This is a genomic window from uncultured Granulicatella sp., from assembly GCF_963528315.1.
Classification (GTDB): domain Bacteria; phylum Bacillota; class Bacilli; order Lactobacillales; family Aerococcaceae; genus Granulicatella.
This window is the reverse complement of record NZ_CAURVV010000003.1, coordinates 1-17062: the sequence shown is the minus strand read 5'-3', so window position 1 is coordinate 17062 and position 17062 is coordinate 1. Positions and strand designations below refer to the sequence as shown.

18 protein-coding genes, 1 tRNA gene and 1 pseudogene are annotated in these 17062 nt (G+C 32.2%); 1 reads left to right on the top strand and 19 read right to left on the bottom strand.

Annotation, left to right across the window (positions count from 1 at the left end; all coding sequences use genetic code 11):
* Position 1: 1 nt before the first annotated feature.
* From RYK07_RS01355 to mltG, 19 genes are all read right to left on the bottom strand, one after another.
* On the bottom strand, positions 2–529 hold the full coding sequence (locus tag RYK07_RS01355; RefSeq protein ID WP_314852034.1) for a GNAT family protein: 528 nt from the start codon (positions 527–529) through the stop codon (positions 2–4).
* Positions 513–998, bottom strand: a complete 486-nt coding sequence (gene tsaE, locus RYK07_RS01350) for a tRNA (adenosine(37)-N6)-threonylcarbamoyltransferase complex ATPase subunit type 1 TsaE (protein ID WP_314852033.1) — start codon at positions 996–998, stop codon at positions 513–515. Before tsaE ends, RYK07_RS01355 begins: the two co-directional genes overlap by 17 nt.
* Before the next feature lie 115 nt (positions 999–1113).
* Positions 1114–1839 (bottom strand): pseudouridine synthase, encoded by a 726-nt coding sequence (locus RYK07_RS01345; protein WP_314852032.1) that lies wholly within the window; start codon positions 1837–1839, stop codon positions 1114–1116.
* 18 nt (positions 1840–1857) lie between these two features.
* On the bottom strand, positions 1858–2466 hold the full coding sequence (scpB, locus tag RYK07_RS01340) for an SMC-Scp complex subunit ScpB (RefSeq protein WP_314852031.1): 609 nt from the start codon (positions 2464–2466) through the stop codon (positions 1858–1860).
* Positions 2459–3211 carry a segregation/condensation protein A gene (locus tag RYK07_RS01335; protein ID WP_314852030.1) on the bottom strand — a complete coding sequence of 251 codons (753 nt, stop codon included), beginning with the start codon at positions 3209–3211 and terminating at the stop codon, positions 2459–2461. Before RYK07_RS01335 ends, scpB begins: the two co-directional genes overlap by 8 nt.
* Before the next feature lie 20 nt (positions 3212–3231).
* Positions 3232–4056: a purine-nucleoside phosphorylase gene (locus RYK07_RS01330; RefSeq protein WP_314852029.1), complete on the bottom strand. Its 825-nt coding sequence runs from the start codon at positions 4054–4056 to the stop codon at positions 3232–3234.
* A gap of 82 nt (positions 4057–4138) precedes the next feature.
* Positions 4139–5308, bottom strand: a complete 1170-nt coding sequence (gene deoB / locus RYK07_RS01325; protein WP_314852028.1) for a phosphopentomutase — start codon at positions 5306–5308, stop codon at positions 4139–4141.
* Positions 5309–5335: 27 nt separating this feature from the next.
* Positions 5336–6229, bottom strand: a complete 894-nt coding sequence (gene xerD, locus RYK07_RS01320; RefSeq protein WP_314852027.1) for a site-specific tyrosine recombinase XerD — start codon at positions 6227–6229, stop codon at positions 5336–5338.
* A complete protein-coding gene (locus RYK07_RS01315) occupies positions 6219–6662 on the bottom strand; it encodes a Fur family transcriptional regulator (RefSeq protein WP_227932487.1) in 444 nt (147 codons plus the stop codon). The genes xerD and RYK07_RS01315 overlap by 11 nt, the downstream gene beginning before the upstream one ends.
* Positions 6663–6698: 36 nt before the next feature.
* Positions 6699–7559 carry a S1-like domain-containing RNA-binding protein gene (locus RYK07_RS01310; protein ID WP_314852026.1) on the bottom strand — a complete coding sequence of 287 codons (861 nt, stop codon included), beginning with the start codon at positions 7557–7559 and terminating at the stop codon, positions 6699–6701.
* Between the two features lie 167 nt (positions 7560–7726).
* Positions 7727–9244 carry a BCCT family transporter gene (locus RYK07_RS01305; RefSeq protein WP_314852025.1) on the bottom strand — a complete coding sequence of 506 codons (1518 nt, stop codon included), beginning with the start codon at positions 9242–9244 and terminating at the stop codon, positions 7727–7729.
* A gap of 1 nt (position 9245) precedes the next feature.
* On the bottom strand, positions 9246–9980 hold the full coding sequence (locus RYK07_RS01300; protein ID WP_314852024.1) for a phosphocholine cytidylyltransferase family protein: 735 nt from the start codon (positions 9978–9980) through the stop codon (positions 9246–9248).
* Between the two features lie 13 nt (positions 9981–9993).
* Positions 9994–11739: a phosphotransferase gene (locus RYK07_RS01295; protein WP_314852023.1), complete on the bottom strand. Its 1746-nt coding sequence runs from the start codon at positions 11737–11739 to the stop codon at positions 9994–9996.
* A 266-nt stretch (positions 11740–12005) separates the two neighbouring features.
* Entirely contained in the window at positions 12006–12269 is a 264-nt protein-coding gene (locus RYK07_RS01290; RefSeq protein ID WP_314852022.1) for a hypothetical protein, read from the bottom strand.
* Between the two features lie 109 nt (positions 12270–12378).
* Positions 12379–12452 (bottom strand) — tRNA-Arg (locus tag RYK07_RS01285).
* A 97-nt stretch (positions 12453–12549) separates the two neighbouring features.
* Entirely contained in the window at positions 12550–13833 is a 1284-nt protein-coding gene (locus tag RYK07_RS01280; protein WP_314852021.1) for a serine hydrolase, read from the bottom strand.
* Positions 13834–14008: 175 nt separating this feature from the next.
* Complete coding sequence (gene greA, locus RYK07_RS01275; protein WP_006702826.1) at positions 14009–14488, bottom strand: transcription elongation factor GreA; 480 nt, start codon at positions 14486–14488, stop codon at positions 14009–14011.
* 100 nt (positions 14489–14588) lie between these two features.
* Positions 14589–15218: a uridine kinase gene (udk, locus tag RYK07_RS01270; protein ID WP_006702827.1), complete on the bottom strand. Its 630-nt coding sequence runs from the start codon at positions 15216–15218 to the stop codon at positions 14589–14591.
* A gap of 3 nt (positions 15219–15221) precedes the next feature.
* Complete coding sequence (gene mltG, locus RYK07_RS01265) at positions 15222–16364, bottom strand: endolytic transglycosylase MltG (RefSeq protein WP_314852019.1); 1143 nt, start codon at positions 16362–16364, stop codon at positions 15222–15224.
* 513 nt (positions 16365–16877) lie between these two features.
* Here mltG and RYK07_RS01260 point away from each other — a divergent pair.
* Positions 16878–17062, top strand: a pseudogene (locus RYK07_RS01260) (IS110 family transposase); the annotation flags it as partial.

The following is a 17062-nucleotide window of genomic DNA, read 5'->3' as shown; positions in this document are numbered from 1 at the left end:
ATTACTCCTTTTCTACGAAATAGGCCATTTGAATGACATCATAATATTGACCATTTACTTTCATTTCTTTTTCTTCAATTGCTACTACTTCAAATCCAAACTTTTTATATAAAGCAATCGCTGCAACATTTTCTTGAACAACTGCTAATTTAATTTTTTCAAGACGTGAATAGTCTTTTACCCATGAAAGTAATTCTTCCATTAAGGCACTTCCTAATCCTTGACCCCAATATTCTTTTAAAATACTAATGCCTAGTTCACCCACATGTTGAAATTTTTCTTTTGAATTTCCACCAATTGAAGCGACTGCAATAATTTCTTGCCCTAATTTTGCAAGTAGCATCATTTGATTATCACTTTCTAAAACAGATTGAATATATAATTCTTCTTGTTGGACAGTTAACTCTAATCCTTCTTCACCAAAACTTAAAAAATCTGTTTCTTTTCCAACTTTTTTTGTATATTCAATTAAAGATTCTGCATCTTCCACAGACACTACTTCAATTTCTAATTCAACTTTCTCTTTCATTTGTCCACCAACCCTCAAATTGATTCAACCATTTTTCGTATTCTTCTCCTATAGCATCAAGTGTAATGGTACGAGTAGTAATAGAAGTTTGTTCGATAGAAATAATTAATCGATTCATAGGTAATTCTTCTTCGATAAAATTTGCCCATTCAACCATTACGACACCTTCACGATGAAAATACTCCTCTAAACCAATTTCACTCGCTCCTCCACTTTCTTCAATACGATACATATCCATATGAAATAAAGGTAAGCGACCTTTAGTATATTCACGAATTAAAGTATAGGTTGGACTTTTAATGACACGTGTAATGTCTAATCCTAAAGCAAAACCTTTTGTAAAAGTTGTTTTACCAGCACCTAAGTCTCCAGACAAAATAATCGTACTGTTAGGAAAAGCATCTTTTGCTAATAATTCGCCGATTTTCATTGTTTCTTCCTGTGATGTCGTTTGAATTGTGATACTCATATTGTTCCTCACTTCAGTGAAAATTCCTCAAAAAAAGACAAGAGGTTTACTCTTGTCATTATACCATATTTATCTATTTTATTAGTATTGTTTTCAATTGCTTTTAGAAAGTCAATTAAATCTCATTTTTTGCTAAACGAACTAATTTTTGAACTTCAAAGGCACGAAGTTCACGATAATCTCCCGGTCTTAAATTTTCTAATGTTAAGAATCCGAATTCTTCTCGTTTTAATTTTTGAACTGGTAATTCTACCGCTTCAAACATTTTCTTTACTTGGTGATTCCATCCTTCATGAATCGTTAAAGAAACAATTCCTGTATTTTTTTCAGTATCAACGGATAATATTCTGGCAACTGCTTTAGAAGTTTTCTTGCCATCAATCCAAATCCCTCTTTCTAATTGTCTCATATGACGAGGGGTTGGAACACCTTTTACTTTAGCAATATATTTCTTTTCAACATGATGTTTTGGATGTGTCATTAAATTCGCAAACTCTCCATCATTTGTTAATAAAATTAATCCTGTTGTATCATAGTCTAATCTTCCTACTGGATAGACACGTTGAGGGACATCTTTAAAATAATCGCTAATAACGGTACGTCCTCTGTCATCTGTTACACTTGATAATACTGATTTTGGTTTATAAAACATAAAATAAACAGGCTCTTCTTTATAAATTGGAATACCATCTACTTCAATTTTATCTGCTTGAGACACTTTATATCCTAATTCTCTAACAACTGTGCCATTTACTTTCACACGACCTTCTTCAATAAAGGCTTCGCATTTTCTACGAGATGCAATTCCGGCATGTGCCATAACCTTCTGTAATCTTTCCATGAGATACTCCTTCCTTTCTTACGAAATAGTTTCATCCTCTTGATGCTTTTGTTCTAATTCTGCAAATAAGTCTTCATTATTTTTAAATAATTGCTTACTTTCTTCTTGGCTTAATTCTAGTAATGATTCCACATCTGGTAATTGATCCAATGTCTCTAATCCAAAATAATCCATAAAATAAGTAGTCGTACGATATAATTTTGGACGACCTGGACTATCCATTCGACCGGCTTCTTCAATTAAATCTCTTAACAATAATTTTTGAATAGCGCCACTACATTGAACTCCACGAATACTTTCTACTTCTAATCTTGTAATAGGCTGTTTATAAGCAATAATCGCCAATGTTTCCAAAGCTGCACTAGATAATTGAGAAGAAAATGGAGAAACAGCATATTTTTCAAGATATGGTTTTAACGATGCTTTCGTCACAAATTTATATCGTTGCGCTGTTAATATTAATTCTAAACCACTTGTTTCATCTTTTAATTGTTCCATTAATTCTTCTAATAGTTGTCGAACGGCCGTTTTTTCAATACCAACGACATAACTAATTTCTTCTAGTGTTAAGCCATCATCTCCTGCTACAAATAATAAAGCTTGAGTTGCTGCTAAATAATTATTCACTAAATGCACCACCTTTATCGCAAGTTTCTAAAACAATATCTTCATAAGGCACATGTTGAACCAAACGAATTTTATGTTCCCTTACTAATTGTAACATCGCCAAAAATGTTGTCACAATGGCATGACGATGAAACGAAGGAAAACATTTATCAAATCGAATACTTTTTTGAGGATTTTCATGAATTTTTGTTAAAATCGAATCCATCATTTCCTCTACCGTATGTGTTTCATGTTGAATATTTGCTTGTAGAGGCATTTTTTCAAGATTTCTTCTTGCGATTTTCTTTAATGCATTCCATAAATCTTGAGTCGTTACTTGTCCTTCTTGTAATGGAATAATTTCTTGAAGAGCAGATAAATCACTTGCTTCTTTTCCATAATGCATCCCTCTTTGAACCGAAAGTTCTTCTAGTTTTTTGGCACCTTCTTGGAATTGCTTATATTCCATTAATTTTTCAACTAACTCATCCCTAGGATCTTCTTCGACTTCTACTTCATCGATTTCTACTTTTGGTTTCGGTAAAAGCATTCTTGCTTTAATTTCTAATAAAGTTGCTGCCATTAATAAATACTCGCTAGCTACTTCTAATTCCATTTCTTGCATGGAATGAATATAGGATAAATATTGATGCGTTAATTCCACCATTGGAATGTTATAAATATCAATTTTCATCTCTTTAATTAAATGTAATAACAAATCCATTGGGCCTTCAAATTCCCCAATACGTAGCGTTAACGCATCCACTTTCTCTACTCCTATTCTAATTAATAAATTTCAATGACTTTACGAACTAAACCTTTAAACGATTCTTTTACTCGTTGAGTTGTTTCTACTACTTCCTCATGGTTTAAGTTTGCTTGTAGTCCGGCTGCTAAGTTTGTAATACAAGAAATACCGATAACTTTAATTCCTGAATGGTTCGCAATAATCACTTCAGGAACAGTTGACATACCAACAGCATCCCCACCTAATACTTGTACCATACGAACTTCAGCAGGTGTTTCATAAGTTGGGCCAGATAAACCTGTATAAACTCCTTCTTGTAATTGCACTCCTACTTCTTTTGCTGCCTTACGAACAACTTCTTGTCCATAGACATGATAAGCATGAGACATATCAGGGAAACGAGGTCCAAAACTATCAGCATTTGGTCCAATTAATGGATTTGTACCTGTAATATTAATATGGTCTGTAATTAGCATTAAGTCCCCTGGTTTAAAGTTTGGATTGCTTCCTCCAGCAGAGTTTGTCACAATCATTGTTTCTACTTCTAATAATTTCATTAAACGAATTGGGAACGTAACTGTTTCCATTGGATATCCTTCATAAAAATGGAAACGTCCATCCATAATTAAAACTTTTTTACCACATAATTCACCATAAACTAATCGTCCAGCGTGACCTACTACTGTAGATACTGGAAAGTTTGGAATATCTTTGTAATTGAAGATAATTGGATTTTCTACTTCAGTTGCTAATTCTCCTAATCCTGAACCTAAAATTAGTCCAAAATCAATATTTTGAACTCCACTGTTTTGTAAAAATCGTTTTGTTTGTTCTAAATGTAGTAATTGATCATATAAAGTCATGCTACTCTATCCTCTCTTTTTTTAGATGATTTAAAAAAAGTGGAAATCCAATAATGGAACTCATTGAATTTCCACAATTATATTAATGTAATTCACTTAAGAAGCTTTGTCCGTTTCCAGTTGAAGATACGCCAAAGTTTTCAGAAATTGTTTCAGCAATATCTGAGAAATGTCCTTGAGTTAAGCGTGTTGGATGTTGAAGAGATTTGCTAATTGCTAACACTGGAATATACTCACGAGTATGGTCAGTTCCTGGGAATGTAGGGTCATTACCATGGTCAGCAGTAATAATTAATAAATCATCTTCATGCATATGTTCTAAAATTTCTGGAATACGTGCATCAAATTCTTCTAATGCTTTACCATATCCAACAGTATCTCTACGGTGTCCATAAGCAGCATCGAAGTCTACTAAGTTTAAGAAACTCATTCCAGTGAAATCTTTTTTCAAGATATCTACGAATTTATCAACACCATCCATATTGTTTTTTGTACGAACAAATTCAGTAATTCCTTGACCATTGAAAATGTCATTAATTTTACCAATCGCAATAACATCAAATCCTTTATCTTTTAAGAAATCTAATGTTGTTTGACCAAATGGACTTAATGCATAGTCGTGACGGTTTGAAGTACGTTGGAAGTTACCTGAAGTTCCCACATATGGACGAGCAATAATACGTCCAATCATATATGGATCATCTTTAGTAATTTCTCTTGTATATTCACAAATACGATATAATTCTTCTAAAGGAATAATTTCTTCATGAGCTGCAATTTGTAATACTGGGTCAGCACTTGTATAAACGATTAAATCGCCTGTTTCCATTTGATGTTTCCCAAAATCATCAATAACTGCTGTTCCGCTATATGGTTTATTACATACAATATTTCTTCCAGAGAATTCTGTAATTTTGTCTAATAAATCTTGAGGGAATCCATCAGGGAATACTCTAAATGGAGTTTTAATATTTAATCCCATTAATTCCCAGTGACCTGTCATTGTATCTTTTCCTACAGAAACTTCTTCTAATTTAGTGTAGCTTCCTTTTGGATTTTCAACTGGAGGTACAGTTTTTAATGGCGCAATATTTCCTAATCCATAAGCTTGCATATTTGGAACATTTAAACCAACTCGTTCTGAAATATGGCCTAATGTATGAGAACCTGCATCATTAAATGCAGCAGCATCTGGCGCTTCTCCAATCCCAACTGAGTCCATTACAATTACGTGAATTCTTTTAAATTTCATCTGACATTCTTCTTTCTAGTATAAATTTTATTTTTTCGCACGAGGGTGCGCTTGTTGATAAATTTCCTTCATACGTTCATTTGTTAAATGCGTATAAATTTGAGTCGTACTAATATCGCTATGTCCTAATAATTCTTGCACAATTCTCAAATCAGCCCCTGCTTCTAAAATATGCGTTGCAAATGAATGACGCAATGTATGGGGACTTACTTCTTTATGAATTCCTGCTTCTTGAACAATTTTCTTTAAATTTTTCCAAAAACCTTGTCTTGTAAATCCATTTCCACGATGATTTAGAAACAAATATTCCACTGGATTTGATTCCTGCTCTAACACTACTCTCGCATAAGTTAAATAATGCTGAACCCAATTAGTGGCAGCTTGCCCAATTGGAATAATTCTTTGTTTATTTCCTTTACCAATTGTTTGAAGAAATCCTAATTCTAAATGCAAGTCACTAAGTTTTAAAGTAATTAACTCACTAACACGCATTCCAGTTGCATAAAGGAGTTCTAACATAGCTTTATCTCTTAATCCTAATACAGTTGAAGTATCACAGGAATTTAATACTTGTGTCACTTCATCAACCGTTAGAGCTTTCGGCAACGTCTTACTCGTTTTAGGAACTTTCAGTGGTTGTACTGGATTTGTTTCCACTAATTGTTCTTGTTGTAAAAATTTAAAGAACTTTTTTAAGCAACTAATCATTCTACTCGTAGAACTTGTCGCATAGCCATCCTGTTTTAAAGCTTGTAAAAATAAAACAATCAGAGAATAATCGACTTCTTTCCAATCTTGAATTTGTTGTTCTTTCAAAAATTGGTAAAATTTCATTAAATCTCTTTGATAACTCATGACTGTATTTTGAGATAATCCTTGAATTGCTAATGAATCCACAAAATAATCCAAATTACGTTGCATGAGTTTCACCTTCTCTACATTTTTGACAAATGCCATGGAAAGTTAAACGATGATCTTCTACTTTAAAATGAAATCGTTCTTCAACAATTTTCTCTACTTCACCTAATAAGTTTTCATGAATTTCTTCAATATTTCCACATTTATTACATAGTAAGTGATGGTGGAAACGATTCGATTCATCTCGTTTTAAATCATAACGAGCTAAGCCATCATCGAATACAACTCGATAAGTAATATTTAAATCTGTTAAAATTTCTAAAGTACGATAAACCGTTGCTAATCCAATATCAGGATATTTCCGCTTAACAAGCATATATATAGCTTCAGCACTCAGATGGTCATCTTCTTTTTCTAATAAAATTGCAACCGTTGCTTGTCTTTGAGGAGTTAGCTTAAATCCCTCTTCTTGCAATTTCTTTTTGATACCTTCCATTGTTAACACAGATTTATCCCCCCATTTCAATCCTCATTATTCTTCCACTAATTGAATAAATCCTTCTGATTGTGTAATCTTTTTCGCTTTTAATAAGGAACCAATCGCACGTTTGAATTGTCCCTTACTAATTCCAAAAATTTCTTTAATAATCGTTGGATCTGTTTTATCCCAATACGGTAATGTATGCGTTGGACGATTTCTTAACATTGTTAAAATCATTTCTGCATCATCTCCAATTGCTTCATACGCTCTTGGTCTCATGGATACATTTAACACACCATCTGGTCGAACACCAATTACTCGAACATTGACTAATTCCCCAAGTGTTGGTTCATATAAACGCTCACTTGGATGTAAGAAGCATCGATACCCTTCTTCTGTCATTAAAAATGTTCCTACTAATTTAACATTCGTTACAGTAGCAGATACATCTTTATTTTTTAATGTATGATTGGCTCTAATGGATTTGGCTTTTAACTCTGTTCCATCCCCCATTGTTGCCCAAGTACGATTTTTCTTATCTTTAATTAAAGTTACATATAATCGATTATTTTTCTTTGGCCATAATTCTTTTAAGTTTGGTAATTCATCTAATGAAACAACCATATCTTTATCCGGTAATCCAATCGATACGAATACGCCTAAATCTTTTCTCACTTGAGAAACTGTTGCCCATCCATAAGTTTCATTGGTTACTTCTGGAATATCAAGGGTCATGATTTTCTTACGATCACTATTTTCATATACAAAGCCCTTCACGACATCTCCGATGGCTAATGTTACATCGGGATTTTTTGAAACACGATATGTTTCACCTTGTTTTTGAACAAAGTACGCTTTATCATTTTCATCCGTTACGATAGCTTGAATAATAGTAGATAAATCATTTGTCATCGCTTTCCCTCCTTTACTTATTTAGCATTCCTATTCTAACACAGAATTCATAAAAGCCAAAATAAAAAAAAATCGAGACCAAAGTCTCGATTTTTTTAGCCATGAGATTCGCTTTAGCGAAGCTGCTGGCGTCCTAATACTACTATTCCCCTAGGAAGTCTAAATCATTATATCTCTTCTTTTTCGTAAGCTTTCAAGTCTTTTAAGAAACTTGCCACAATTAGAATAATAATTAAACCAATTGGGAATGCTGCAATAATCGCAACAGATTGTAAATTATACATTGAATTTTCTGAGAAAATTAATGCAATCGGTAAAATAATAAACACTACTGCCCAGAACATACGAACACGTTTATCAGAATCATGCGTATCTTCTAATGTCTTATAAGAATAAGCGGAAATCACTAAAGTTAACGCATCAAATGTTGTCGCATAAAAAGCAACCATTGTCACAGCTAATAAAATTAACCCTAATTGACTTAAAGGCATTGTATCAAAAATTTTCAAAATAATTCCTGCATAATCTGGATTATCTGTTACTAATCCACTAGAAATATCTAAACCATGTTTTAATTGTTGTGCTAAACCATAGTTTCCTAAAATAATAAATGAAGTAAATGTTCCAGCAATTCCCCAAGAATAAGCCCCTAAAATAGTTTGCTTAATCGTACGTCCTTTACTAATACTACCAATAAAGAATGGAGTTGCGACACACCAAACCATCCAATAAGCCCAGTAATAAATTGTCCATTTTTGAGGAAATGATGTTTCACGCAATGGATCTAACCAAGTTGATAATCCAATAAAGTTTTGCGCTAAATTCCCAATAGAACTAAATCCAGTTTCTAAAATATAAACTGTTTCTCCACCTGCAAATAAGAAATAAGCTAATAAAGCAAAGAATAAATATGAACAATAAGTCGCTAATTTAGAGACAGCTTCCATTCCTAATAGCACTGTTGAAGTATAAACTAACGCAATTAATAATAAAATAACAATTGTTGCTCCAGTTGAGTTTTCAAATCCAAAAACATGTCCCATTGCTGCTGATAATAAAGGAGTTGCTAATGAGAAAGTTGTTGCAGTTCCAGCAATCAAAGCAAAAATTGCAATTAAGTCAATGACTTTCCCCATCCAACCATCTACTTTATCTTTTAAAATAGGACGACAAGCTTCAGAGAATTTTTGTTTTTCAACTTTACGGACATGTAACATAAATCCAAATGCTACTGCTAACATGATGTAAAAACCCCAAGCAATTGGTCCCCAGTGGAATAATGGAAATGTAGGTGCCCATCTTTGAATGCCGCCTAATTGTGCAACATAATCTTCATTTGCGTATAGTGCCCATTCACATAATGAATAGAATAAAATATCCGCAGCCATTGTAGAAGTAAAAATCATTACTCCCCATTGGAAAGAAGTATATTCAGGCTTTTCTCCTTTTCCTAAAACAATAGAACCATATTTTGAAAAGGCAACATACATACTACAACTAAAAATTCCCACACCTAAAAGTGCATAATAAATACTAAATTGATCTCCTAGCCAAGTACGAATCCCACCTAAAATTAATGATGATTGTTCTGGAATGACTAAAAATAGAACCCCTAATAATAAAACTCCTAATAAAGGTACTATAGTAGATACCCAGTCAATTTCTTGATGTAATCTTTTTTGCATATTAAACTTCCTCACCTTCATCCAAGATACTTTGATAACTTGGATCTAACTCTAATAATTCTTCTAAATTATCGATTTCAACTATATCTGTTTTTTCCATTGGATAAATTCCTAATTCATATTCGTCTGGATAACAAAACATCGCTACATCATCCCAGTAAATTTGACGATTTTGTTTTACATCAAATTCTTGTTCTAGATGATGCGCTAAACGCTGTCCATCTTCTTTATTCCAACGAGAAATACTATATAATTGCCATCCTTTTTCTCCACCAGTACGTGAACAATGAATAACTTTTTCCTGTTCATCAACAGTCATTAACCACTCATCTGTATGCCCTTCAGTCCATACACAGTTATACCCTGAATGAGTAAAATCTGCATGAAGAATCTCTGGATTATAAATCAATTGATCGCTATCTAAAATAACAACATCTTCTAAATATTGTCTTGCCACATATAGTGAAGAAATATTATTACATGTGTCATAATAAGGATTCTCGATAATTTTTAACCCTGGATATTCTTGTTCTAATGGATAAAATTGGTCTTTTAAATATCCAACGACTACATAAATTTCCGTAATCCCATTCTTATGTAGTGCCTGAATAACTGTATCAATCATTCGAACTCCATTTACTTTTACAAGAGGTTTAGGAGTATGGTTTGTAATAGGTCTCATTCTTGTTCCTTGACCTGCAGCCATTAAAATTGCTCTTTTAATTGTATTTGTCATAATTCTCCTCTTTTCACAGTTCCTCTAATGTAGATAATACTAATTTAGAATATTCTTTTGCATAACGGTACTGACATAATGAATATTCTCCAAAATCAATTCCTAAACTTCTCTTATATTCGCACCAATTACTCCATAATAATCCTGCACTTGCAATATATGCATAAATTTTCTTGCGAATCATTGGAGAAACTTCTCCTTTGAAGTATAAATCGATTAAACGATCGACTTGTTCTTTTGAATACAAGGAATAAATACAAAACATCGCAATATCAACATGAGGATCTTGCATTCCCGCATATTCCCAGTCAATAATTCGAATACCATCTTTTGTAAATAAGAAATTATCTGGAACTGCATCAATATGCACAAGAGTTTCTGTTTTATCTAATGTATCAATCCATTTTTTCAATTCAAAAATAGCTGCTTTTGTTTTTTCATAATCTTTAAAATAAGATTTTTCACCATTCCATAAACTTTCATAGAAATCAATTTGACCAAAAATATCAAAACGATGGTCTACTGTTAAGTTTAATTCGTGGAATTCTCTTAGTTTCGTCATACAAGCTTCTACTTCATCCCAGTTTTCTGCATCACAGTTTGTAGCATCTTCTAAATAAGCTGTAATTTTATAGCCATTTTCTGGATTCATGTATAATACATCATCACAAATTTGACGATTTACTAATGCTTGATAAACGTCAGCTTCTTCTTTTCGATTAATTAAATGATCCGTTCCTTCACCCGGAATACGCATAATATATTTTTGATTTTGACATTCAAATAAGAACGAACGGTTTGTCATTCCCTTTTTCAAAACAGTAATATTTTTAATTTCATCAACTTTAACATTAAAACAATCTTGAATAATTGAAATGGCATCTGTTTGCAAGTTTGCAGAATTACCATCTATTTCTCGCAGTTGTTCATACGTATTAATCTCAATAAATTGTTTTGAATCGACTACTTTAGAAGGAATCATCCATTTATTTTTATCTTGTAATGTACATTCCCAAAATTCATGATCATAAGAAGGTTTCTTTGAAAATTCTTGTATTTTCTCTTGAACAGCTTTTGCTTCTTGTCCCATTACATAACAAAGACCAATCATTTGATTGCCTTCTTCCTCTTCATCTACCATGACTAATTCTCTTTTACGATTCACACGTACAGTACTTTCAACTGATATTTCATCGGTAACCATGTACCATGAATAGGGTTCAAAATCACTAAATGGATTTTCTTCTGCCCAAATGTCGCATGGTACGATGTAAGTTTTATCCAACGAAGATTTTACCTTACTTAAAGAATGTAAATTATTTTTAATTTGGTATTCAGAATTTACCACTAATTTAACTTGGAATTCATCGATTAAATATTCATATCTTTCTTTCATAAAGCCAACGACTACTTGAATATCTGTAATTCCAACTTCATGAAGATGGCGAATCATTCTTTCGATTAAGACTTCTCCCTTTACTTCCATTAGACCTTTAGGAATTTCCGTATTAATGGGAACCATTCGCATTCCAAATCCAGCAGCTAAAATAACTGCTTTCTTTGGTTGGTTTTCTTTTATAAATGTTTTTGTTTTTTCACTTAATTCTCCAGTAGGAGAAAGCCATTTTTCTTCTTGTAATTCTTTTACTACACGATTCACAAATCCTAATGAATATCCTGATTGAGTTGCGATTTCTCGCTGATTCAGCTTAGGATTCTTTCGAATTGCGTTCAGAATATCCAATTCTTGAACGTTCATGTAATCACCGCTTTCTATTTTTGTGAACTAAAGATAGTTTACACCCAACTAAGTTAAATAGCAACTTTTAAATGGTTAAGAAAGTTTAAAAATAAAAAAGTGGACAAAAACTTTAAAGTTCATTGTCCACTTAATTTAATCAGCTTCTTCCCCACTACCCAATTGAAGAATCATGCTAACATAATGATGATTATTCTATTGATTACTGCATTACTTATACCCAACACAATTATAGTATAGTTTTTAAATTAGACTAAAATCTAGGATTATTGAATCGATTTTATTTTTAATTTTTTCCAATTTTTTTGGAGATTCATTCCACTAGATTCTAATTCCATTAATTCTTCAATTGAGTTGAAATGTAATTTATTATTAGTTGTATAATTAATTAATACATATTCATCATTAACTGGTGAAAATTTATAATGATTTCCATTAAATTCAAATTCAATACTATGACCTTTTTCTATGATTTCAAAAAATAATTTCAATGACTTTAACTGACGATTCATCGCATACATCTCTATCACCTACACCATTTTATTTGTGAATAAAGAATGATTTATTCCTCTATCCCCATCATGTCTTGATCAAACTATTATATTCAATTCCCATTTTTGTATTAAATAATCATCATTACGGTGCTAAAGGGATTTGAACCCCCGACCTAACGTTTAGGAAACGTTTGCTCTATCCTACTGAGCTATAGCACCCCTCGATTGTATTCTGTCATAAAATAAACACAAAGTCTAGCAATTTGTATATATTTTTATCAGATTTTAACCAGATTTTTTCCGTTTTATTCTTTTATTATTTCCTTTTATGTTTTCGTCTGTTTTTAGCTCGATTCTCTCCAAATAATACTAAAAGAAATAAAATTGAACCCCCAATGATTACTGCAAAAGCAAAAGCATTTTGAATAATATACACTTGAAGTGTTTGTTGTCGTTTCTCAGGTTCTTTTGGTAAATCAGCAAAGCCACTTTCTGCTACTACTTCAACACTTGGATTTTTTTGATTTTCTTTTAAAAAATCACCTGTTAAATGAACACTTACTCTTTTATTCGCTACTTCCCATTCAGGAGTTTTTCCTTTTTCAACAATCATTTGAAGAGATTGATTGGTCGTAATCTTATGCCCATCAAAATTATGTTCTCCTGCTGGTAGTATAGTTTGGTATGAAAAATGTTCTAATACATAATTCAAAATTGCATTTCCGAATGTATGTCGAATCATTTCACCAGCTTGATTCGACCAATCTCCAACACCAAGAACAACTTCCACTAACTTCATTTGATCTTTTTCATATGTAGCAATATAGTTAAAAGCACCATATCCACTTGATCCAGTTTTTAATCCGTTAACACCTTCAACTCCATACTTTGCACCAGGAAGAGAATAATTATACGTATCAAATTTTTCCTCATACGGTGTTCCTTCCATTGTTTTTACAACAGCAGAATTAGTATATTGTAATACTTGTGGATAACGATTCATTAAATCCATAGCCATAATCGCTAAATCACGAGCTGTTGTTTGATTTGGCTTTGAAGCATCATAACCTTCCGGTTGATAATAACCTTTAAATAATTCAGCAACTGCCCCAGATGCATTATTGAACGTTGTATGATTCATTCCCAATTCTTTAGCTTTAGCATTCATTTTTCCAATAAATGCAGCAGAATCTTTCTCAACTGCATTCGCTAACATAATTGTTGCAGCGTTTGAAGAAGGAACAAGTGTCATTTTGATTAATTCTTCAATTGGATACTCTACTCCTTCCACAATTGTATTATTACTAATGGCGTATATATTTGAAATGGCTGCATCTTCTTTCGTCGCTACAATCTTTTGAGATAAAGATAATTCTCCTTTTTGAATAGCCTCCATCACTAAATATACTGTCATCACTTTACTAATACTTGCGGGATCTCGCTCTTCATCAATGTTATCTTGCCACAAAATTCTACCAGTATATGCATCAACCACAATCGAGGACTTAGGTTTATCCTCTGGATTTACTTCATAACCTGCATTTTTTGTTAATTCAATAATATCTACAGTCTCTGCTGCTATTGGTTTTACTAAACCCATTAAGCATAATACAGAAATAGTTCCCAAAAACTTCGTTAATTTCCTCAAAAATTTTTCACCTTTTCTTTTATATTCTAAATGAATTATACCATATCTAGCATCATAGTTCACATTCTTTCTTAAACTAAAAAAACTGTAAGAGAAATTATTTCTCTTACAGTCCACAAAAGATTTCTTATACAGATTCAATTTTTGTAATTTTTACTTTCATATCTCCACCTGGAGTTTGGATGACAACTTCGTCATTTAATTTCTTACCAATGATTCCTTTTGCAATTGGAGAATCATTTGAAATTTTTCCTTCGATTGGATTTGCTTCTGCACTACCAACGATTGTATAAGACTCTTCTTCACCATCTGGTAATTCGATAAAAGTAATTTTACGTCCTAAAGAAACGACATCTTTTTCGACATTATTATCATCGATAATTTCAGCAAAACGAATCATTTTTTCAAGAGTTGTAATTCTTCCTTCAACAAAGGCTTGTTCATCTTTAGCTGATTCGTACTCTGAATTTTCAGATAAGTCGCCATAACTACGAGCAATTTTAATACGCTCAACGATTTCTTTACGTTTTACTACTTTTAATTCTTCCAATTCAGCTTCTAATTTTGCTTTTCCTTCAAGCGTCATTGGATATAATTTCTCAGTCATTTGGCTTCTCCCTCTTTTCCATTTTACTGTTTTGACAGTGGTAAAAACATACCATTTTATGAAGAAGATTGCAAGCTTTATTTATAAATTTCTGAGAAAATTATGTTAAATCACTTAAAATAGATGCTATTTTTGTTGTCATTAAGTCGATTGCTACAACATTTGAGCCACCTTCAGGAATAATAATATCCGCAAATTTCTTCGTCGGCTCAATAAACTGATGATACATCGGTTTTACAACAGTCACATATTGATGAATAATGGAATCAAGAGTTCTACCACGTTCAACCATATCTCGTTTAATACGACGAATAATACGAATATCATCATCTGTATCTACATATACTTTAATATCCATTAAATCGCGTAAACGTTCATCTTCCAAAATTAAAATTCCTTCAATTAAAATCACATCTTTTGGCTCTTGATGAATCGTTTGATTACTTCTCGTATGATTTTCATAATCATATACTGGTTCATCAATGGATTCAAAATTAATTAACTTATTCATATGTTCAATTAATAAATCTGTATCAAACGCAAATGGATGATCATAATTTGTTTTTAAACGTTCTTCAAAAGGCATATCACTTTGGTCTTTATAATAGAAGTCTTGGTCAATTTTTACAATACTTAATTCGGGAAAGTGTTCCAAAATTTTTCTACTAACAGTAGTTTTACCACTACCAGAACCACCAGTCACTCCAATAACAATCGGCTTCTTTTTCATAAGTTACTCCTTATCAACGTATTTGGCTTTTAATACTAAGTGTTCATCATATGTTTTTGCAAAATAAACTTCTTTTGTTTGAATATCTGCTACAAAATATTCATAATCTGTTTGAGCTGGATCAATAGCCGCTAAAATCGCTTCTTCACTCGGACTATTAAATGGTCCTGGTCCTAGCCCTCTGTATTTGTATAAATTATATGGAGAATTTACTTCTAAATCTTTTAATGTTACGACCTCTTTATGCTCTCCTAAAGCATATAGGACAGAAATATCTGTTTGTAACATCATATTCTTTTTAATACGATTGTAAAATACACTTGCAATTTTTTGACGATCTTCTACTTTATACCCTTCTTTTTCTAACAAGGATGCCATTGTTAAAATCTCATGAACATTATAATCTCCTTGAGAAATTTTTGCATAATATTTAGATAAGACACTATCTGTTTTAGCAACCATTTCTTCAATAATCATTTGTAAAGTTTTGCTTTCATCTGCATCATAAGTTGCAGGATATAAATATCCTTCTAAGAAATATCGAACATTTTGAGCTTTTTGAGCATCTTTAAATAATCGAGGGAATTTTTGTACCAATTGATCAATAAAACCTTGCTCTTGTACTTTATTCATAAAGTCTTCTTTAGAATATTTCGTAGATTTTTCTACTTCTTCTGCAATTCCTGTTAATGTTTCACCTTCACGCACGACTACTTTAGCTACATTAGCAGATTTATCTTTACCGCCATCTGCTAATTGTCCTAAAATTTGATCAATATCCATAGATGGAGATAATTGATAAAATCCTGCTTTAAATCCAGCTACATTTTTAAATTTAATATAAAAATTAAAAATTTTTGAATTACGAATCAATTTATTATCTTCTAAAATTTTAGAAATTTGTTTCACTGAAGATCCTGCTGGAATTTCTACTTCAACTGTTTGAGTTTGTTTTGTATCTACTGGTTTCAAAGCGTTGGAAATATAGTAATATCCATATGCTCCTCCACCAATTACAATGATTGCAAGTAGAATAGCAAAAAAACGAACAATATTCCTTGTTATTTTAGATTCTTTCTTTCGAATAGCTCTAATTTCATCATTTTCATAAATGAATCCAGCTTTAAAACGGTCCTTTTGTGACATATAATTCCTCCTTTTAACTTCGTTGTCATTATACATGAATTCATATAACAATTGAAGACTAGGAGTTCTACAATTATGTTACAAATTCTATAAAGATATCTATGAAAACAAAATAGACTTGACGCTGTTCGATGAGATTCGCTTGCAAAGCTGCTGACGTCCATTGCTACTCAAGTCAAGTCCCATCATTCAAACGTTCCCTCATGAATACACGTCCAGCGAAATGGACTTGACACTGTAGCCTTAGTACTAGAAGCCAATGTGGCTTCTAGTACAGGAAAACTCCAAGACGGTTTCACCGTCTTACTCATGACAGAAACAAAATTTGGTATTATACTTACGTTAGAGAACAATACTAATCCGTTCGAATTATTGGGGAATTGTCGTTCCTGTCGGGAAAACTGGATGAACAGGGGTCATGAGAAAACTCGATTATGCTTAGAGCATGAAAATAAAATTACATTTTACCTTCTGTTCCATTGTTCTTAAACAATTAGAATAGGAGGTTTTATTATGCAAGTAATGCACCCAGTATGTTGTGGAATTGATGTACATCAAAAATCCATTGTTTGTTGTATTTTAGATGGTCCTCTAACTTCAAATGAACCTAAAAAATATCAAACAACATTTGGTACCACAACTAAAGAATTAAATGCAGCTCTTGATTGGCTACTTGAACATCAAGTTACCCATGTTTT